The following is a 19676-nucleotide window of genomic DNA, read 5'->3' as shown; positions in this document are numbered from 1 at the left end:
CGCCTCTTATGCACTCAGACCGCCGAACAAAGTCGGCAGATCTAACGGGCGGAAGCCGTAATGATTAAGCCAGCGCACATCAGCATCAAAGAAAGCGCGCAAATCAGGCATGCCATATTTCAGCATGGCGATACGATCGATACCCATACCCCATGCAAAGCCCTGATAGATATCCGGGTCAAAGCCCGCATTGCGCAACACATTCGGATGCACCATGCCGCAACCCAGAATTTCCAGCCAGTCATTGCCTTCGCCGAATTTCACTTCACGCCCTGAGCGGTCGCACTGGATGTCAACTTCGACAGAAGGCTCGGTGAACGGGAAGAAGCTCGGACGCATACGCATTTTAACCGAAGGCACTTCAAAGAAGGCTTTGCAGAACTCTTCCAGCACCCATTTCATCTGGGCAACAGTTGAAGATTTATCGACAACCAGACCTTCCACCTGATGGAACATCGGGGAGTGGGTTGCATCAGAATCCATGCGGTAGGTTTTACCCGGAATGACGATGCGGATCGGTTCGTCACGGCCTTCCTTGTCACGCATCTGCGCAAAGCGCTCCATAGTGTGAACCTGCACCGGAGAAGTGTGGGTACGCAGCAATTTGCGCTCACCGCTCTCATCCGGATTAAAGAAGAAAGTATCATGCATTTCACGCGCCGGATGGCCTTCAGGGAAGTTCAACGCAGTGAAGTTGTAATAATCGGTTTCAACATCCGGCCCTTCGGCAATCGAAAAGCCCATATCAGCGAAAATTGCGGTAATTTCGTCAATCACTTGGCTGATCGGATGGATACGACCGCGCGATGCAGCAGAACTGCGCACCGGCAAAGTCACGTCGAGCTTTTCGCGCTCCAAACGTGCGGAAACCGCCAATTTGTGCAATTCGGATTTGCGCGCGGCCAATGCTTCGCTCACGCGGTTTTTCAATCCGTTGATGGCCGGTCCCTGCTGCTGGCGTTCTTCCGGCGACATCGAGCCCAATGTTTTCAGTTTCTCTGAAACCGAACCCTTTTTACCCAAAGCCGAAACACGCACCACTTCAATGGTGCTCTCATCACCGGCGGCGGCAATTTCGCCCATAATTGTCTGTTCTAATTGTTCAAGATCACTCATAATTATGCCTTTATACCTTCGGGATACGAGGGCTTCGGGTGTGTTAAAACCGGGAAATCATTTAGATGAAAATGATCTGTTCCGGCCTGATCGGGTCTTTTTTCAAGCGGTCACCTCAGGCAACCTGTTCGCGTCCGCTTGAGACATTCAGTTCTTTAAAGCCTTATCGAAAAATTCCATTGCTTTTAACAGTCTTTTACCGTCGCCGCCCAGATAAAAACGCTTCAAAAAACGCAACGGGCGGATGGTAAAGCGAAAGAAATCAACAATTTTGTTCAATTCACGAATAACATCTTCAGGAGCAATTACCCGATAAGCGGCAAATGCCTGCGCACTGGTTTCCGGCAATCGCGCTTGCGACGAAATCTGGAAGAACATCAGCCATAAATCGCGCGCCTGTGCTGTTGCAAGCGCCATTACGGCTTCCGGCTCTTCTTCAAAATCCAGAAAACCAACTTCGGATCGAACCGAGAAAAAATCACGCGGATGCGGACGGCCATGACAAAGACCATTTGCATGAACTTTGGCCAAAGCCTCCGCACATTCAATCAAAATACGATCATGCGCCTGAGGATCCGTGCGCTTGAGTGCATCAAGCCGTACCTGCTGTATCGGCGTTGCATCGCCCAGCACCACAACATTTTCTTGCGTCCAAACCATATCCGGCACATGCAAACCAGCGCTTTCAAATGCTTGCATTTTGCGCAATTCGCGGGCGCGTTGCCCTTCACTATCTTCAATATGCGGTGAGCGCATAAAAGCATAAGGCATAAAACGCGAAAGCCTGCTATGGAGACGCCTGGGCAGCGGCACGGCTTCAACATCGTAGCGCTTGATCCAGAGGGTACGACCGTCAATCTCAACCTTCATGATACGTTGATCCACACTGCGAGCAACAGCCTGAGCCAGAGCATCGTGATGATCCTCTGCCCATGTGCGACCGGCAATTTGCGTATCAATGTTCATGTCAAATCCGGAAAATAAGAAAACCCGCGCCAGCCGAGCCAGCGCGGGTCCCAAAAGTTATTCAATCGTGCTTTGGGAAGGCGGCTGGCTTAACGAACAGCGCCTTCAAAAGCGTTAGGCGTGGTATCTTTCAGATATTCCAGTGCCTTTTTCGCAGAATCAACCAGAGCTACAAATGCTTCAGGTTCATGGATAGCGATATCCGACAGAACTTTACGGTCGATTTCAATGTTTGACTTCATCAGGCCATCGATGAAACGGCCATAGGTCAAGCCATGCTCGCGAACAGCAGCATTGATACGCTGAATCCACAGAGCGCGGAAATTACGCTTACGATTCTTGCGATCGCGGTAAGCATACTGCTTTGAGCGATCAACAGCTGCCATAGCAGTACGAATGGTGTTCTTGCGACGACCGCGGAAACCTTCTGCCTGCTTGAGAACTTTTTTATGTTTAGCGTGGCCAGTTACGCCGCGTTTTACACGTGCCATAGTATGATCTCCTTAAGGATATAGCGGCTTAGAGGCCGTTTGGCAGGAACTTCTTCACGATCTTTGCATCTGGTTCGCTAAGAACCATGGTGCCGCGAGCATCGCGAAGGAACTTGTTCGAGCGCTTGATCATGCCATGACGCTTACCGGCAGCAGCAGCTTTGATTTTGCCGGTTGCGGTAATTTTGAACCGCTTTTTAGCGGAGGATTTGGTCTTCATCTTGGGCATTTTGCTCTCCTAATCTAGAGGCTCTCAACATTCGTTTGAACATCAGAGCTCTGGTTTTCTACTTCCAGACCGACCAAAGTCTGAAAAGCACACGAAACCGCCACGGCATGCCCTGCCGGTCGGTTCGAACGAGGCTTTATAGGCATAATATGATAAAAACGCAACTACTGAATCATCGCGCCGTTTTGATTTAAACCAGCACAGCCAATAAATACGTACAATAAATATTGAAAACAAAAAAACCGCCCGAAGGCGGTTTTCTTTTAAATCACTGCTTTTGCTTCCGGATAAGGGTAAACCCTTCAATCTGCAAGCAAATCTGAATCATCAGCGCTCCGCACAATTAGCGTGGCGCAAGAACCATCATCATCTGACGACCTTCAAGGCGTGGCTCAGCTTCCACCTTGGCGATCTCCAATGTTTCTTCTTTAACGCGCTGCAACAGCTTCATACCCAGTTCCTGGTGCGCCATTTCGCGACCACGGAAACGCAGTGTGAACTTAACCTTATCACCTTCATCAAAGAATCGGTGCGCAGCTTTCATCTTCACTTCATAATCATGAGTGTCGATGTTCGGTCGCATCTTAATTTCTTTGATCTCGACCGTTTTCTGTTTTTTGCGCGCTTCAGCGGCTTTTTTCTGACTCTGATACTTGAGCTTACCAAGGTCAACAATTTTACAAACAGGCGGTTCTGCGTTCGGTACGATCTCTACAAGATCGAGCCCCGCTTCCTCTGCCATCGCAATGGCATCCTGAATGGTCATGTCGCCGTGGTTGTGGCCCTCGGCATCGATTAGCTGAACCCGGGGAACCCGGATGTCGCGGTTGGAGCGCGGTCCGTCTTTCTGGACCGGCGTCGCTCTGAACGGTCGGCGAATGGTCGTTAACTCCTCAAAAATTAAACTTCTCGGCGGCACTTTTATCAGCTTAACAGCAAAATAACAGTGTCTTGCAAACGCTGCCGCATAACTAGCGCGGACATGGCGTCAAGCAAGTGCGGATGTCAATAGCATCTTTGTTAAGAAAAATCACCCCCAACCGAATAAATCGGTCAAAAGCATGCCTCCACGATAATATTTAGGCACATTACTCAGTTTTTCAAGGCTTTTACGCTATTGAACAAGGCTTCTCATGCGTATAGCCCTATCATAATTGAAATAAACGGAGACTGGCAGTAATGACAGAAAACCTTGAATTCATCGATGTTGATGGCGCACCTATTGCCCTACGTTATCGTGCAGGCAGCAAGGCACAGGGAATCACATGGTTGGGTGGTTATCGGTCAGATATGCTGGGCACCAAAGCAGAATCGCTCAACCAATGGGCAGCAGCCAATGATCACGAATTTTTACGATTCGACTATTCCGGCCACGGCGAATCGGGTGGTGATTTCAATGAAGGCACCATTTCGTGCTGGCTGAATGAATCACTCACCGTGCATCATCAATATAATAAGAAACCGCAAATTCTCGTCGGCTCATCGATGGGTGCATGGATTACTTTGCGCATGACGCAGGAACTGATCAAACAAGGTCAAGGACCCGCGGGAATCATTCTAATTGCACCGGCACCCGATTTTACCGCCCGCCTGATCGAACCAAATTTAAGCGAAGAACACAAAAAATCGCTGGTTGAGAACGGCTATTTTGAAGAACCTTCCGAATATTCACCCAATCCATTCATCTATACCCGCAATCTTATCGAAGACGGACGAGACAATCAGGTTTTGACCGACATTATCGAAACCGGTTGTCCGGTGCATATTTTGCAAGGGATGAAGGATGAGGATGTTCCTTACTCACACGCTCTGCTGCTGACAGAACATCTGCCGGTCGATAATGTGACCTTGACCCTTGTGCGCGATGGTGATCATCGCCTTTCCCGCCCGCAAGATCTCGAACTATTAACGCGCTCTCTCGACATGATGATCAGCCAAATCAATAATTAAGGTTACAGTTCATGCGGTTTTCGGTTTTTGCCTCATCCAGTGTTGCGGCTATTGTAGGCTTCGGCGGTACATTGGCTCTCATTATCGCAGCAGCCACAACACTGGAAGCAAGCCAAACCCAAACCGCAAGCTGGGTCACGGCCGTTTGTCTGGCTATTGCCGCAGCCTCCGCCTATCTCAGTATCCGGTATAAAATGCCGATTATCGCAGCATGGTCCACGCCCGGACTGGCATTAATTGGTGCCAGCAGCGGTTTCACCATCAATGAAGCAGTCGGGGCTTTTATCGTCACCGCGGTTGCGATCATTCTCACCGGCCTGATCAAGCCATTGTCCCGCCTCGTCTCCAGCATTCCCACTTCCGTTGCCTCCGGCATGCTGGCCGGTGTTTTGGTAGGCTTTGTTTTAAACGCTGCCAAGGCTGCACAAATTGATCCGATGATGATGCTGCCGCTCGCAGTTCTGTTCTTTATTATCCGATTGTTTAATCCCTCGCTTGCCGTGATAGCGGTATTGATCGTCGGCGTTATTTTTGCGCTTGTCACAGGCCGCTCGCCTAGCCTTCCGGCACCTGAGCTATCAACACTGGAATTTATCACGCCGACCTTTCATCTCAGCGCCATGATTGGCTTAGCACTGCCGCTCTATCTGGTCACGATGGCATCGCAGAACTTGCCCGGTTTTGCTGTGCTTCGTGCCTTTGGCTATGAACCGCCAACAGGGCAGGCACTGCAAATTACCGGTCTTGTCTCTTTGATTTCAGCATTTTTTGGTGCGGCAACAAGCAATTTAGCGGCGATTTCTGCTGCCCTTTGCACGAGCCCAGACGCTCATCCCGATCACGCAAAACGCTGGCTGACAGGCCCTGTCTACGCCGGGATTTATATTGTCTTTGCGCTTTTTGGTGCTTCACTCGTGGCGATATTTGCGGTTCTGCCGCCGGTTCTGATCGCCTTGATTGCCGGTCTTGCGCTCTCCGGTCCTTTTATCAACGCCATGACTTTAGCTCTTTCAAAAGAAAAGGAGCGCTTGAGTGCGGTGGTCACCTTTGCAGTCACCGCGTCCGGCATCAGTTTTTTCAGCATCGGCTCCGCCTTTTGGGCGCTTGCGGCTGGTCTGTTGGTGGTTGTACTGGACCACGCCCAAGGCAAATTGTCGCGCAAAACCGGCTGAAAGCCAACAGAAAGCGAGTGACTTGAGTGCGCGTTTCGGCTAAGTCATAGGGCGTCGAGGGTAAGGAGCAATCAGCGTCTGCCCTGTCTGTCTGCGGGAGAGTGTCGGGAGCAGCTTATCTGTATCTTGGCCACCGAAGGGGAAATCGCCCGAAATCTCTCAGGTATCCAGAACCGCTGACAGGAAAGGCAACTCTGGAAAGTCGGGGCATTGCTCCCGCGCCGAAGGTGTAAGTGTAGTTTATCTTAAACTATGCGAGTCTCTCAGGCTTCAGACAGAGGGGCACTGAAGCAGCCGCATTTTGCGGATGCATTCGTGCGACTTTTGGAGTTGATATGGGCGATACGGCACAAACCTCTTTAAAAACCCTGCCATTGCAGGATATTCATGAAGCAGCGAAAGCACGTTTTGGCGGCTTTGCCGGCTGGAACATGCCAATCACCTACCCGCTGGGCGTGATGAAAGAACATCTGCATGTGCGTGAACAGGCTGGTCTGTTCGACATTTCCCACATGCGTGTGATTGAAATTTCCGGTGAAGATGCAGCGAAACTGCTGGCAGAAGCCTGCCCGCTTGATCCGCTTTCCATCCCGATGAACCAGTCGAAATATACATTTCTGCTCAACGAAAATGCAGGCGTTGAAGACGATCTGATCGTCACCCGCTTGGGCGAAAACCGCTTCATGATCGTTGCCAATGCGGGCAATGCCGATGCGGATATCGCGCATCTCAATAAGGTTGCAGCTGGTAAATCTGTGACCGTCAACCCGCTTGACCGCGTTCTTTTAGCACTTCAAGGCCCTGCCGCAGCCGATGTTGCAGCCAAAGCAGGCGTTCCTGGTGGCGAACTGACATTCATGACCGGTATCGAGCCAAAAGCTGACTGGTTTGTCACCCGTTCCGGTTATACCGGTGAAGACGGCTTTGAAATTGCACTGCCTGAAAAAGATGCCCGCGAACTGCTCGCTAAACTGTTTGCAGATGAACGCGTTGCATGGATCGGTCTTGCAGCCCGTGACAGCCTGCGCCTTGAAGCTGGCCTTTGCTTGCATGGTCAGGACATCACCCCTGAAATCAATCCGGTTGATGCCGGTCTTCTCTGGGCTGTGCCAAAACCTGTACGCGAAACTGCCGGTTTTATCGGTGCCAAAGCATTCTTGGAAAAATTGGCCGCTGGTGCCAAAGCCAAGCGCGTTGGTCTGAAGCCTGAAGGCCGTCAGCCTGTGCGTGCAGATGTCGAACTTTTTGATGCAGACGGCAACAAAATCGGTCGCGTCACTTCCGGCGGCTTCGGCCCTTCAGCCGGTCATCCGGTCGCGATGGGCTATGTCACCCCTGAATTTGCCGCTGTCGGCTCCCGTGTTTTTGCAGATATCCGCGGTAATCTCGTACCGCTTGATGTTCATTCACTTCCATTTACACCGCATCACTACCACAAAGGATAACAATCATGGCCTCTATCCTGTTTACTGAAGATCACGAATGGCTCAACAACGATAATGGCACTGCCACTGTCGGCATCACCATACATGCGCAAGAACAGCTCGGCGACCTCGTATTCGTCGAACTGCCGGAAGTTGGCCGCAAGGTTACCAAAGGCGAAGCCATCGTCGTGGTTGAATCTGTTAAAGCTGCTTCCGACGTTTACGCACCGGTTGACGGTGAAATCGTTGAAATCAACGATGCTGTTGTCAATGATCCGTCACTCATCAATCAGGCCGCAGAAGGCGAAGGCTGGTTGTTCAAGCTCAAGCTTGCTGACGAAGGTCAAATGAACGGCCTGCTCGATGCAGCCGGTTACAAGGCTTTGGTAGACTAATGACACAAGGCTCACTCCCATTTGTGGATCGTCATATCGGTCCCCGCGAGGCTGACGAGCGCACCATGCTTGCTGCGCTCGGCGTTTCCTCGCTGGATGCACTCATCACACAGGCTGTACCGGAATCCATTCGCTTCAACCGCGAGTTGGACTTGCCGCAGCCTTTGAGCGAAGCGGCGGCTCTGGCCGAATTGCAAGCTGTGATGAATAAAAACATCGTCAAGAAAAGCTTTATCGGCGCTGGCTATAACGGTTGCTACACCCCGCCGGTGATCCAGCGTAACCTGTTTGAAAATCCGGCTTGGTACACGGCCTATACGCCTTACCAGTCCGAAATCAGTCAGGGTCGTTTGGAGCTGCTGTTCCACTTCCAGACACTGGTGACAGAGCTGACCGGCCTGCCGGTTGCTTGCGCATCATTGCTTGATGAAGCAACGGCTGTGGCAGAAGCAATGGCTATTGCTTACCGCCATCATCGCGAAAACCGTCACCGCGTGCTGATCGCTGGTGAATTGCATACACAGACTTTGGATGTACTGCGCACCCGCGCCGAGCCTTTGGGCATCACCATTGAAACATCGGGCGATGTCGATGCAGACACCACCGCTCTGATCGTTCCATGGCCTGATACAAAGGGCGTTTACGGCGATTATAAAGCTGTAATCGCTGCTGCAAAAGCACTCGGCACACAAGTCATTGCTGTAGCCGATCCGCTGGCTCTGACAGTGACCGAAGCCCCTGCCGAATGGGGTGCCGATATGGCTGTTGGTTCCATGCAGCGCTTTGGCGTGCCAATGGGCTTTGGTGGCCCGCACGCAGCCTATCTTGGCGTGTCGCAGGCTCTGACCCGTATCATTCCGGGTCGTATCGTTGGCCAGTCCACCGATGCACATGGCCGTGTTGGTTACCGCTTGGCACTGCAAACCCGTGAGCAGCATATCCGTCGTGATAAAGCGACATCCAACATCTGTACCGCTCAGGCATTGCTGGCCAATATGGCGGCTTCTTATGCTATTTATCATGGCCCTTCCGGCTTGCAGTCGATTGCAACAGAAGTTGCCAAACGCGCAAGCAATTTTGCGGATGCCGTGAAAAAGGCAGGCTTTGAGCTGGCTGGCGACAAGCTGTTCGACACCGTCACCGTCAAGGTTCCAGGTAAAGCTGCATCTATTGCGGCAGAGGCCGACAAAACTAATCGTTTGCTGCGCATCATTGATGCCGACACATTGGCTGTAGCCTTTGACGAAACATCAAGCGACGAAGATGTGGCAGCGATTGCCGCGCTCTTTGGTGCAACTGTTGCAAGCTCTGACACAACACGTCTGCCTTCGAGCCGCACATTGGCCTTCCTGACACAGGAAGTGTTCCATCAGCACCGCTCCGAAACCGAAATGATGCGTTTCCTGCGTCGTTTGGCCGACAAGGATCTGGCGCTTGACCGTGCGATGATCCCGCTCGGCTCCTGCACCATGAAGCTCAATGCGGCCGCAGAAATGATGCCGGTAAGCTGGAACTCGGTTGCCAATATGCATCCGTTTGCACCAGCAGAACAGAGCACCGGCTACGCCCAGATGACCTCCGACGTCGAAAACTGGCTTTGTGAAATCACCGGCTTTGCGGCCGTGTCCTTACAGCCAAATGCCGGTAGTCAGGGTGAATATGCCGGTCTTCTGGCTATCCGCCGTTACCATCAGTCCCGTGGCGACCATCAACGCGATATCTGCCTGATCCCGTCATCGGCTCATGGTACCAACCCTGCCAGCGCCAGCATGGCCGGTATGAAAGTAGTTGTGGTCAACTGTCTGCCGGAAGGCGACATCGATATTGAAGACCTCAAGGCAAAAGCTGAAAAACACAGCGCCAACCTTGCTGCCTTCATGATCACCTACCCGTCCACTTACGGTGTGTTTGAAGAAGGCATCCGCGAATTCTGCGAGATCGTTCATTCCCACGGCGGGCAGGTCTATTTCGACGGTGCAAACCTGAATGCTCTGGTTGGCCTCGGCCGTCCTTGCGATATTGGTGCCGACGTTTGCCACATGAACCTGCATAAAACATTCTGCATCCCGCATGGCGGCGGCGGACCGGGCGTTGGCCCGATCGGTGTTGCCAAGCATCTGGTGCCGTTTATTCCGGGTCACGTGGAAAAAGGCACGAGCAATGCTGTCTCCGCAGCGCCGTTCGGCAGTGCGTCCATTCTGGTCATCACATGGATGTATATCCGTATGATGGGCGGTGCCGGTCTTACACGCGCCACCAAAATGGCCATTCTCAACGCCAACTATATTGCGCATCGCTTGGAAGGGCACTTCCCGATCCTTTATAAAGGCAAGAACGGCCGTGTGGCACATGAGTGCATCGTGGATACACGCGTACTCAAAGATCAGGCAGGCATCAGCGTTGAAGACGTTGCCAAGCGTCTGATCGACTACGGCTTTCATGCGCCAACCATGTCATGGCCGGTTTCCGGCACATTGATGATTGAGCCGACCGAATCCGAACCGTTGAACGAGATTGACCGTCTGTGTGACGCCATGATCGCCATTGCCGGTGAGGCGGACAAGGTTGCCTCTGGCCATTGGCCACAGGACGACAACCCGCTGGTCAATGCTCCGCACACTGCCTTTGATACAATTGGTGGTGAATGGACGCATCCTTACTCACGTCAGGAAGCTGTATTCCCGAATGCTGATGCTGATCCGACTGCCAAATACTGGCCGCCGGTATCGCGCATCGACAATGTGGCTGGCGATCGTAATCTGATCTGCTCATGCCCTCCGATGCAGGCTTATGCATAAATTCAGTTACTAAGTTTAAAAAAGGCGCCGCGGGAAACCACGGCGCCTTTTCTTTTATCCCGCAAAACATCTTCACCGGCATAGGCTGGCTGCAATCAAAATTATTCAAATTGCAGGCAAAAAAAGAGCCGGACTATAGAGTCCGGCTTAAAATTTATGAAGGTGCCATAAAGGCGAAACCTTCAGAGGGGAACACTTACCGCGCGCAATGGGAGGAGGCACAGCGGTAAGTAACCCTGATATGGATCAGCGGTCTTTAATATTCAACCCCTTTTGTCAAATTTTCTGAATATTTCGGTAAAAAATGAAAATTCATCTGAAATAACACATATAAAACAGTGAACGTGCAACCAACGAGCTTAAATCACATACGCATTTCAACTCAAAAGAGCCCTGAAAAATATTCAAAAGAATCAGTATTTCTATTTTTGAACGGGGCGCGATACAGTCATCAATAAACATCAGTGCAATATGAGAGGAATATCATGTTCAGGTGGGGCATCCTGTCGACGGCGAAAATCGGCATCAGTCAAGTTATTCCGGCAATCTGTGCCAGTGAAAACGGTGTAGTAAACGCAATCGCCAGTCGCGATTTAACCAAAGCACGTGAAGTTGCCGCCCGTTTTGGTGCCAAACATGCTTTCGGCTCTTATGACGAGCTGCTTGCCTGCAATGAAGTGGACGGAATTTATATTCCGTTGCCGACATCACAACATGTGGAGTGGACGCTAAAAGCAGCCAAGGCCGGTAAACATGTCTTATGCGAAAAGCCGATTGCCCTCAAAATGCAAGAAATTGATGCGCTGATCGCCGCGCGCGATCAATATGGCGTAATGATATCAGAAGCTTTCATGGTTTATTACCATCCGCAATGGATCAAACTGCGTGAACTGTTGCAGCAAGGTTTGATCGGACATCTGCGCCGTGTCGAAGGGGTGTTTACTTATTTCAACAATGATCCGGCCAATATGCGCAATCAGTTGGCGCTTGGCGGCGGTGGTCTGCCTGATATCGGTGTTTATCCGGTGGTGACCACCCGCATGAGTACCGGCCTTGAGCCTTTGCGCATTCGTGCCCAAATTGAATTTGATCCCACCTTCAAAACCGACCGCTATGCCAGTGTAGAAGCGCAATTTGACGGATTTGACCTGCATTTTTATGTCTCCACACAAATGGCACACCGTCAATCGATGCTGTTTCATGGTGATAAAGGCTATATTGAAGTGGATGCGCCCTTCAATCCGCTCAAATATGATCACGCTCGCATTACGCTGCATAATGCCACACATGACACCACAACCGCCTACACTTTCCAAAATATCAACCAGTACCAGTTGCAAGCGGAAACATTTGTGCGTAAAGCACGCGGCGCGCCTGTCAGTGTTTTCAGTCTTGAAAACTCAAAAGGCAATCAGCATTTCATTGATATGGTCTATGAAGCCGGGAAAAAAGGAAACTGGACAGAGGTTTAAGTCGTTTTTTCATGGTTTCGGGCAAATTCCTGTCACTTGATGCAGTAATTTTGCAGAACTGGCCTAAACCGACTTGCAGTGAAAATAACCCTTTCTTATATACCCCTCAACAGGATGCCTTAATTTGTAACGAAGGGGCAGCCTAGAACCGATAGGGGCCGCTTAACAGAACGCTCGTCAGAGGTCTAAGCGGTTTGCTGAATGGAGATAAATATGGCTAAAGTAATTGGTATTGATCTGGGAACGACCAACTCCTGCGTAGCTGTCATGGACGGCAAAAACGCGAAGGTCATCGAAAATGCGGAAGGTGCACGCACCACCCCGTCGATTATCGCTTTCTCCGACAGTGACGAACGCCTTGCCGGCCAGCCTGCAAAACGTCAGGCCGTCACCAATCCGGAAGGCACCTTGTTTGCTGTCAAACGTCTTGTCGGTCGTCGTTTCGACGATCCGATGGTCACCAAAGATAAAGATCTGGTGCCATACAAGATTGTTAAAGGCGACAATGGTGATGCGTGGGTAGAAGTCCACGGTACAAAATACTCACCTTCGCAGGTATCCGCGATGATCCTTCAGAAAATGAAGGAAACCGCTGAAGATTACCTCGGTGAAAAAGTTGAACAGGCTGTTATTACAGTTCCTGCATATTTTAACGATGCGCAGCGTCAGGCAACCAAAGATGCCGGCCGCATTGCAGGTCTGGAAGTTCTGCGTATCATCAACGAACCAACTGCTGCGGCTCTGGCTTACGGCCTCGATAAGAGCGAAGGCAAGACAATTGCGGTTTATGACCTTGGTGGTGGTACCTTCGACGTTTCCATTCTGGAAATCGGCGACGGCGTTTTTGAAGTGAAATCAACCAACGGTGATACATTCCTCGGTGGTGAAGATTTCGATATGCGTCTGGTTGAATATCTGGTCGCAGAATTCAAAAAAGAACAGGGCATTGACCTGAAGAACGACAAGCTTGCTTTGCAGCGTCTCAAAGAAGCTGCTGAAAAAGCCAAGATCGAACTTTCGTCTTCACAGCAGACCGAAATCAACCTGCCGTTCATCACCGCAGACCAGACCGGTCCTAAGCACCTGGCCATCAAACTGTCGCGCGCCAAGCTCGAAACCCTCGTGGATGATCTGGTGCAGCGCACCGTCAACCCATGTAAGGCTGCATTGAAAGATGCCGGTCTGAAGCCGGGCGACATTGATGAAGTTGTTTTGGTTGGCGGTATGACCCGTATGCCAAAAATTCAGGAAGTCGTTAAAGAGTTCTTCGGTAAAGAACCGCACAAGGGTGTGAACCCTGATGAAGTTGTTGCGATGGGTGCAGCAATTCAGGGCGGTGTCTTGCAGGGCGATGTTAAAGACGTATTGCTTCTCGACGTTACCCCGCTTTCACTGGGTATCGAAACATTGGGCGGTGTTTTCACCCGTCTGATCGAACGCAACACCACGATCCCTACCAAGAAGTCACAGACGTTCTCGACCGCTGAAGACAGTCAGTCTGCTGTAACCATCCGCGTGTTCCAAGGTGAACGCGAAATGGCTGCCGACAACAAGATGCTTGGCCAGTTTGATCTGGTCGGTATTCCACCGGCACCACGCGGCGTTCCGCAGATTGAAGTGACTTTCGACATCGACGCCAACGGTATCGTTAACGTATCCGCAAAAGATAAAGGCACAGGCAAAGAACACCAGATCCGCATTCAGGCATCTGGCGGTCTTTCCGACGCCGACATCGAACAGATGGTTAAAGATGCTGAAGCCAATGCCGAAGCCGACAAAAAGCGCCGTGAAGCTGTTGAAGCCAAGAATCAGGCAGAAGGCCTCATCCACTCAACCGACAAGTCGCTGAAGGAATACGGCGAAAAAGTTTCGGCTGAAGACAAACAGGCTATCGAAACTGCACTGGCAGCATTGAAAACTGCTGTTGAAGGTGATGATGCAGAAGACATCAAGGCCAAGACACAGACCCTTGCTGAAGCTTCAATGAAGCTTGGCCAAGCCATGTATGAAGCCAATCAGGGCGAAGATGGCGAGGGCGGTGAAGCCGGTGAAAAGACATCTGATGATGATGTTGTTGACGCTGATTTCGAAGAAATCGACGACAACGAAAAGAAGTCATAATCTAGCTGATATGGGGGAAAGCCCGGCTTATGCCGGGCTTTCCGACATTCAAGCAAATTTGTTCAAGCTTTAAGCTTGAAAGGCAAAACATTGGCGGCTGTTCCGGTTGTTTTGTTTCAAGTTTGAACCGGTCAGAGAGCTTAAATTTCATTCAAAGTTTGAGGCACTCTGTCATCCGCAGCCAGTCGCGATAACATCTTGTTTCAGATCTGGTATCGCTGCCAGTTTTCTTATGTTTTGCGCGCTGTGAGGTCATTTTTAGTTTTTGGCCGTCATTATGAGAGCCGCCTGAAAGACGAATTCATGAAGATCGACTATTACGAAATCCTAGGTGTTACCAAAACAGCTGATGATAAAGTTCTTAAATCGGCATATCGTAAACTTGCCATGCAGTACCACCCCGACAAAAATCCGGGGGACGCGGAAGCAGAGCGCAAGTTTATCGAGCTTGGTGAAGCCTATGATGTGCTGAAAGACCCGCAGAAACGAGCAGCCTATGACCGCTTTGGTCATGCCGCCTTTGAAAATGGCGGTGGCGGTGGCGGTGGCGGTGGTTTTGGCGGCGGCTTTGGTGGTGGTTTTGGCGGTGCCGGTGGCTTCTCCGATATATTCGAAGATATTTTCGGCGAAATGATGGGTGGCGGGCGCCAGCGTCGCTCCGGCGGCCGCGAACGCGGTGCCGATCTGCGCTACAATATGGAAGTTTCTCTCGAAGAAGCTTTCGCCGGTAAGACTGCGCAAATCCGTGTACCAAGCTCCATCACGTGTGATGAATGCAGTGGCTCAGGTGCAAAACCGGGCACACAGCCTGTCACTTGCGCCACCTGTGGCGGTGCAGGACGTGTGCGCGCCTCGCAAGGTTTCTTCTCGGTGGAACGCGCCTGCCCGACCTGTAACGGCCGCGGCCAGACCATTCCTGACCCTTGCACCAAATGTTCCGGTACAGGCCACATTTCGCAAGAGCGTTCGCTCTCGGTCAATATTCCGGCTGGTATCGAAGACGGCACCCGCATCCGCTTGTCGGGCGAAGGTGAAGCGGGAACCCGTGGCGGACCATCGGGCGATCTTTATATCTTTATCTCCATCAAGCCGCATGAGTTTTTCCAACGTGATGGCGCCGATCTTTATTGCAAAGTGCCTATTTCCATGACTACGGCTGCGCTTGGCGGCCAGTTTGAAGTAACCACATTGGATGGCACACAAACGCGTGTGAAAATTCCTGAAGGCACCCAGAACGGCAAGCAATTCCGCATGAAGGCGAAGGGCATGCCGATACTGCGGCAAAACAACATTGGTGACCTTTACATTCAGGTGGCGATTGAAACGCCTCAGAATCTCAATAAGCGCCAGCGCGAGTTGTTGCAGGAATTTGAGGAAATTTCTTCCAAAGAGAATAGTCCGCAATCGACCGGATTTTTTGCACGGATGAAAGATTTCTTTGAAGGAATTAAGGATTAAGGGGCTTTATAGCCCCTTTTTCTATGTTTATCATCAAAAGCACAACTGTTTCATAAAAAAACGAAGTGTGATTTCATCGACGAGAAAAAGCAATTTCTTGCCACAAATTTCATGCTATGAACGAAACTTCAAAACAGTTTCCCTGTTTATGAACAGGATCAAATTGCTTTTGCTACATGACGCTAATGGGAGATCGCATAATGGCAGGACCGCTGGCACGTAAATTCGCCGAGAAATTCAACGAAGAAATTCGCTTCTTTAAGGGCTGGATTGAAGGGCCGAAAGCCGTCGGAGCCATTTTGCCGACAAGCTCCATCACTGCGCGCCGCATGGCAAGCGTTATCGACACAACATCCAAAATGCCGGTGCTCGAACTTGGGCCCGGCACTGGTGTCATCACCAAAGCAATTTTGCAGCATGGCGTGAAAGCGCAAGATCTCTATTGCGTCGAATATTCGGAAGATTTTGCCAAGCATCTGCGCATCAATTTTCCCGATGTAAACATCATTCAAGGCGATGCCTTTGATCTCGACACCACTTTGGGCGACAATAAAGGCATGATATTCGACAGCGTCATTTCTGCGGTACCATTGCTGAACTTCCCTGTTCCGGCACGTGTTCAGATCATTGAAGATTTGTTGCGCCGTGTGCCAGCTGGCCGTCCGGTCATCCAGATCACCTATGGCCCGCTTGCACCGGTTCCGGCCGGTAAAGGCAATTATGTGGTCAAGCATTATGACTTTGTCATGCGCAATGTGCCGCCAGCACAATTATGGGTTTATCGCAGCCCACTTTCCTAAGCGAAAGCAATATTCACGAATTAACGTTTATAGGAGCGTCCAATGCCGCTTTGGGCGGGCTTCGACCATAAACATGCCTTCAATCAAATCATAGCTGAAGGCATGTTAATATTTGCCCTGTAATTTGTCGGCATCGCCCGCTTACTTAATGCGTTTATAGGCTTTCACAACTCGGATGTTTGTGCCAATAACAGACTGTTTGTGAAAAGATATAAAGGGTAAAGTGGCATGACTGTGGAAGATATACGCAGCCGTCTCATTGTTGGATTGGATGTACCGACGGTTAAAGACGCAGAGCATGTCGTTCATGAATTAGGCGACACAGTTTCCTTCTACAAAGTCGGTCACCAACTGGCATTTGCCGGTGGTTTGGATTTTGTCCGCACCTTGATTGCGGCAGACAAACAAGTTTTTCTCGATATGAAATTGCTGGACATCGACAATACGGTGGCCAAAGGCGTAGAAAATATCGCCAAAATGGGCGTGTGCATGCTGACATTGCATGCCTATCCAAAAGCTATGCGTGCAGGTGTTGAAGCGGCAAAAGGCTCCAATCTTTGCCTGCTCGGTGTCACCGTTCTCACCTCCATGGATGACGAAGACCTGATCGAAGCAGGCTATAACGACAATGCGCAGACCCTCGTTTTGCGCCGTGCTGCCCAAGCGCGTGAAGCTGGCATGGGCGGCGTGGTAGCCTCAGCCGCAGAAGCCGCTGCCATTCGCCAGATCGTCGGCAAAGATATGGCTATCGTCACCCCAGGCATCCGCCCGCAAGGGGCTGAGCTTGGTGATCAGAAGCGCGTTATGACCCCGTCTGATGCTCTCAAAGCCGGTGCCAGCCATCTGGTGGTGGCGCGCCCGATCATTGCAGCACCGGACAGACGTGAAGCAGCAGAGAAAATTCTGGCCGAAATGGCGGTAAGCTAATCATCCCTAAAGTATAAAGCCGAAGTCTGAATGCCGCATTGCCGGCAAGATTTTGAAAAGCTTAAAGTTTCATCTTAATCATCAGGAGGAGATTGATCATATGACCAAAGCTTATTGGATTGCACGTGTTGATGTTAAGGATCCGGAGCGTTACAAGGATTACGTCTCGACCGCCAAGCCTGCCTTTGAGCGCTTCGGCGCGAAATTTCTTGCCCGTGGCGGTAAAGCAGAACTGGTGGAAGGCCAAGGCCGCGCGCGCAACGTGATTATCGAATTTGAATCGATGCAGCACGCACTGGATTGCTTCAACTCACCGGAATATCAAGCAGCCCAAGCCATTCGCCAAACCGTTGCCGACGGAGAAATTGTGCTGGTGGAAGCCGCCGTTTAAAATAAAACAGATATCCGCTCTAAAAACTCACTTGAAGTCGAGGGCGGATATCCTATTTGCCATAAACACTTAAATGACAAACGCGAAAGCCCTCAGGAGACCATGGCCTTGAAGATTGCAGTTCAAATGGACCATATCAGCACCATCAATATTACAGGGGACACCACTTTCGCGCTTTGTCTGGAAGCTCAGGCGCGTGGCCACGAGCTTTATCACTACACCCCTGATCGCCTTTCGATGCGCGATGGTGCAGTGACGGCACGCCTCGAAAAACTCGAAGTGCGCGATGTCAAAGGCGACCATTACACCTTGAGCGAGCCGGAGCGTCGTGACCTTTCGGAAATGGATGTGGTGCTGCTGCGCCAAGACCCGCCATTCGACATGAATTACATCACCACCACGCATTTGCTTGAGCGTATTCACCCGAAAACTCTGGTGGTCAATGATCCAGCATGGGTGCGCAACAGTCCTGAGAAAATCTTCGTCACCGAGTTTCCGGATCTGATGCCGGAAACACTGATCACTAAAGATATTCAGGAAGTGCTGGAATTTCGCAAACAATATGGCGACATCATCATCAAGCCGCTTTACGGTAATGGTGGCGCCGGCGTTTTCCATCTGACCACCGATGATCGCAACCTGACATCGCTATTGGAAATGTTCGAGCAAATGTATCGCGAACCCTTTATTGCGCAGCGTTATTTGAAAGATGTCCGTGCCGGTGACAAACGCATCATCCTGATTGACGGCGAACCGGTGGGCGCGATCAATCGCGTACCGGCTGAAAGTGATGCCCGCTCCAATATGCATGTGGGCGGCCGTGCGGAAGCCACTGAACTTACCCCGCGTGAGCAGGAAATTTGTGCCCGTATTGGTCCGTCCTTGAAAGAGCGCGGCTTTATTCTCGTCGGCATTGATGTGATCGGCGATTATATGACCGAGATCAATGTGACCTCGCCAACGGGTTTACGTGAAATCAAACGCTTTGGCGGTGCCGATGTCGCAGCCCTGTTCTGGGATGCCGTGGAAGCCAAGCGTAACTAAATTCCTATTGAAGCACCATCTTTGACATGATCTATTCATAAGGGCTGCGGTGTAAATCGCGGCCCTTATTATATCAATCGGGGGCTTTTATGATTTCACGCGTAGGTACGGTCGCATTTCAAGGCATTGATGCCGTTCCTGTTGACGTGCAAATCATGGTGGCTCCGGGAAAGATGGGCATATCAATATATGGGTCAATTAATTAAAATACAAAAAATACGCAACCATATGAAAATAAATAATTTTTTTATAGAATTGTAAAATGATATTACAAATTGTAGACATTATATGCACATAGTTTTTAACTGATTTTATACGCCAGAAAAGTATCTGTTTCACATGAGAACATGCATAGTTGAGTAATCTCAACATCGCAGACCAAAAGTTTTTCATAGAGCAGAGGCTTTCAAGGCCTATTCGCTATTCGTCTGGTTTTCAAGGTTGGATCAAGTTTTACTATGGCAAGCCCCTATATGGAAGCAGGTATCTCAATCAAAAATTGACGTGAATAAGATCTAATTATATTTTGAATATAATTTAGTGAACAATGAAGGTTCTTAGGTTGCAATGAGTTTTGCATTGTTAAATGACAGCATTTCGACTGCAAGGAGTGTTTTGTGATCGATGAACTAGAAAAAACAAAGTTATATTTGTTAGAGGCTGCACGCTTGCTTGTACCAGCTCAACGCGTGCTGGTTTATGAAGTTAATAATTACGGACAACCTCACGGACATGTGAGCAGTTCAAACAAGCAAAATTGGACGCATCTTTACGGTCAATTTATCAATCTTGATCCATATCATCCGCGACATTTTTCACAAGTGTCCGATAATGTTTATGGAACTGCGCCAGGTTTCAACATCGCAAAAGAAAATAGTGATTATGTTAACGGGTTTCGATCTGTCTTAGGAGTACGTTATAA

Annotated in this window: 18 protein-coding genes, 1 pseudogene and 1 riboswitch; of the genes and pseudogenes, 14 read left to right on the top strand and 5 right to left on the bottom strand. The window is 50.3% G+C overall.

The genetic code is table 11. From position 1 onward, the window contains the following. Window positions 1-6: 6 nt before the first annotated feature. The 5 genes from pheS to infC form a co-directional block, all read right to left on the bottom strand. A complete protein-coding gene (gene pheS, locus ACI0FR_RS01835) occupies window positions 7-1116 on the bottom strand; it encodes a phenylalanine--tRNA ligase subunit alpha (RefSeq protein WP_404907173.1) in 1110 nt (369 codons plus the stop codon). A gap of 147 nt (window positions 1117-1263) precedes the next feature. Continuing rightward, window positions 1264-2082, bottom strand: coding sequence for a BUD32 family EKC/KEOPS complex subunit (locus tag ACI0FR_RS01830; protein ID WP_404907171.1), 819 nt, complete (start codon window positions 2080-2082; stop codon window positions 1264-1266). A gap of 89 nt (window positions 2083-2171) precedes the next feature. Beyond that, a complete protein-coding gene (rplT, locus tag ACI0FR_RS01825; protein WP_343801999.1) occupies window positions 2172-2573 on the bottom strand; it encodes a 50S ribosomal protein L20 in 402 nt (133 codons plus the stop codon). Between the two features lie 28 nt (window positions 2574-2601). Continuing rightward, window positions 2602-2802: a 50S ribosomal protein L35 gene (gene rpmI / locus ACI0FR_RS01820; protein WP_184222183.1), complete on the bottom strand. Its 201-nt coding sequence runs from the start codon at window positions 2800-2802 to the stop codon at window positions 2602-2604. Window positions 2803-3145: 343 nt separating this feature from the next. Beyond that, window positions 3146-3622, bottom strand: coding sequence for a translation initiation factor IF-3 (infC, locus tag ACI0FR_RS01815; protein ID WP_374830408.1), 477 nt, complete (start codon window positions 3620-3622; stop codon window positions 3146-3148). Between the two features lie 359 nt (window positions 3623-3981). Between infC and ACI0FR_RS01810 the strand changes: the two genes are divergently transcribed. The 14 genes and pseudogenes from ACI0FR_RS01810 to ACI0FR_RS01745 form a co-directional block, all read left to right on the top strand. Beyond that, complete coding sequence (locus tag ACI0FR_RS01810) at window positions 3982-4752, top strand: alpha/beta hydrolase (RefSeq protein WP_404907168.1); 771 nt, start codon at window positions 3982-3984, stop codon at window positions 4750-4752. Between the two features lie 11 nt (window positions 4753-4763). After that, window positions 4764-5924: a benzoate/H(+) symporter BenE family transporter gene (locus ACI0FR_RS01805; protein ID WP_404907167.1), complete on the top strand. Its 1161-nt coding sequence runs from the start codon at window positions 4764-4766 to the stop codon at window positions 5922-5924. Between the two features lie 184 nt (window positions 5925-6108). After that, window positions 6109-6212: riboswitch (glycine riboswitch) on the top strand. A 47-nt stretch (window positions 6213-6259) separates the two neighbouring features. Continuing rightward, entirely contained in the window at window positions 6260-7369 is a 1110-nt protein-coding gene (gene gcvT, locus ACI0FR_RS01800; protein WP_404907165.1) for a glycine cleavage system aminomethyltransferase GcvT, read from the top strand. A 5-nt stretch (window positions 7370-7374) separates the two neighbouring features. Further along, window positions 7375-7743, top strand: a complete 369-nt coding sequence (gcvH, locus tag ACI0FR_RS01795; RefSeq protein WP_374828977.1) for a glycine cleavage system protein GcvH — start codon at window positions 7375-7377, stop codon at window positions 7741-7743. Further along, the gene (gene gcvP, locus ACI0FR_RS01790) at window positions 7743-10541 is read left to right on the top strand and encodes an aminomethyl-transferring glycine dehydrogenase (protein WP_404907163.1); all 2799 of its coding nucleotides are present in this window, start codon (window positions 7743-7745) and stop codon (window positions 10539-10541) included. Before gcvH ends, gcvP begins: the two co-directional genes overlap by 1 nt. A 485-nt stretch (window positions 10542-11026) precedes the next feature. Further along, a complete protein-coding gene (locus ACI0FR_RS01785) occupies window positions 11027-12013 on the top strand; it encodes a Gfo/Idh/MocA family protein (protein ID WP_404907159.1) in 987 nt (328 codons plus the stop codon). Between the two features lie 213 nt (window positions 12014-12226). Then, window positions 12227-14134, top strand: a complete 1908-nt coding sequence (gene dnaK, locus ACI0FR_RS01780) for a molecular chaperone DnaK (protein WP_374828974.1) — start codon at window positions 12227-12229, stop codon at window positions 14132-14134. Between the two features lie 303 nt (window positions 14135-14437). Further along, entirely contained in the window at window positions 14438-15592 is a 1155-nt protein-coding gene (dnaJ, locus tag ACI0FR_RS01775) for a molecular chaperone DnaJ (protein WP_404907355.1), read from the top strand. 200 nt (window positions 15593-15792) lie between these two features. Beyond that, on the top strand, window positions 15793-16392 hold the full coding sequence (gene pmtA / locus ACI0FR_RS01770) for a phospholipid N-methyltransferase PmtA (protein WP_404907156.1): 600 nt from the start codon (window positions 15793-15795) through the stop codon (window positions 16390-16392). Between the two features lie 228 nt (window positions 16393-16620). Next, window positions 16621-17319, top strand: coding sequence for an orotidine-5'-phosphate decarboxylase (pyrF, locus tag ACI0FR_RS01765; protein WP_404907154.1), 699 nt, complete (start codon window positions 16621-16623; stop codon window positions 17317-17319). Window positions 17320-17419: 100 nt separating this feature from the next. Further along, entirely contained in the window at window positions 17420-17710 is a 291-nt protein-coding gene (locus tag ACI0FR_RS01760; protein WP_374828971.1) for a DUF1330 domain-containing protein, read from the top strand. A 102-nt stretch (window positions 17711-17812) separates the two neighbouring features. Next, window positions 17813-18754, top strand: coding sequence for a glutathione synthase (gene gshB, locus ACI0FR_RS01755; RefSeq protein WP_374828970.1), 942 nt, complete (start codon window positions 17813-17815; stop codon window positions 18752-18754). An 89-nt stretch (window positions 18755-18843) separates the two neighbouring features. Beyond that, window positions 18844-18948, top strand: a pseudogene (locus ACI0FR_RS01750) (magnesium chelatase domain-containing protein); the annotation flags it as partial. Between the two features lie 423 nt (window positions 18949-19371). Continuing rightward, window positions 19372-19676 (top strand): hypothetical protein (locus tag ACI0FR_RS01745; RefSeq protein WP_461667874.1); only part of this gene is annotated, 305 nt, incomplete at its 3' end.

Origin of the sequence: Paenochrobactrum sp. BZR 201-1 (assembly GCF_044987585.2) — a bacterium.
GTDB classification, from domain to species: domain Bacteria; phylum Pseudomonadota; class Alphaproteobacteria; order Rhizobiales; family Rhizobiaceae; genus Paenochrobactrum; species Paenochrobactrum pullorum.
The sequence above is the reverse complement of the archived record's forward strand: the minus strand, read 5'-3'. Positions and strand labels throughout refer to the sequence as shown.

What these genes read in the sequence shown, in the direction of transcription:
- gshB (WP_374828970.1), top strand. Translation starts at nt 17,813, where the DNA reads ATGGCCTTGAAGATTGCAGTTCAAATGGACCATATCAGCACCATCAAT.
- rplT (WP_343801999.1), bottom strand. Translation starts at nt 2,573, where the DNA reads ATGGCACGTGTAAAACGCGGCGTAACTGGCCACGCTAAACATAAAAAA.
- pyrF (WP_404907154.1), top strand. Translation starts at nt 16,621, where the DNA reads ATGACTGTGGAAGATATACGCAGCCGTCTCATTGTTGGATTGGATGTA.
- gcvT (WP_404907165.1), top strand. Translation starts at nt 6,260, where the DNA reads ATGGGCGATACGGCACAAACCTCTTTAAAAACCCTGCCATTGCAGGAT.
- gcvH (WP_374828977.1), top strand. Translation starts at nt 7,375, where the DNA reads ATGGCCTCTATCCTGTTTACTGAAGATCACGAATGGCTCAACAACGAT.
- ACI0FR_RS01810 (WP_404907168.1), top strand. Translation starts at nt 3,982, where the DNA reads ATGACAGAAAACCTTGAATTCATCGATGTTGATGGCGCACCTATTGCC.
- dnaJ (WP_404907355.1), top strand. Translation starts at nt 14,438, where the DNA reads ATGAAGATCGACTATTACGAAATCCTAGGTGTTACCAAAACAGCTGAT.
- gcvP (WP_404907163.1), top strand. Translation starts at nt 7,743, where the DNA reads ATGACACAAGGCTCACTCCCATTTGTGGATCGTCATATCGGTCCCCGC.
- ACI0FR_RS01805 (WP_404907167.1), top strand. Translation starts at nt 4,764, where the DNA reads ATGCGGTTTTCGGTTTTTGCCTCATCCAGTGTTGCGGCTATTGTAGGC.
- ACI0FR_RS01830 (WP_404907171.1), bottom strand. Translation starts at nt 2,082, where the DNA reads ATGAACATTGATACGCAAATTGCCGGTCGCACATGGGCAGAGGATCAT.
- ACI0FR_RS01760 (WP_374828971.1), top strand. Translation starts at nt 17,420, where the DNA reads ATGACCAAAGCTTATTGGATTGCACGTGTTGATGTTAAGGATCCGGAG.
- rpmI (WP_184222183.1), bottom strand. Translation starts at nt 2,802, where the DNA reads ATGCCCAAGATGAAGACCAAATCCTCCGCTAAAAAGCGGTTCAAAATT.
- pheS (WP_404907173.1), bottom strand. Translation starts at nt 1,116, where the DNA reads ATGAGTGATCTTGAACAATTAGAACAGACAATTATGGGCGAAATTGCC.
- ACI0FR_RS01785 (WP_404907159.1), top strand. Translation starts at nt 11,027, where the DNA reads ATGTTCAGGTGGGGCATCCTGTCGACGGCGAAAATCGGCATCAGTCAA.
- pmtA (WP_404907156.1), top strand. Translation starts at nt 15,793, where the DNA reads ATGGCAGGACCGCTGGCACGTAAATTCGCCGAGAAATTCAACGAAGAA.
- dnaK (WP_374828974.1), top strand. Translation starts at nt 12,227, where the DNA reads ATGGCTAAAGTAATTGGTATTGATCTGGGAACGACCAACTCCTGCGTA.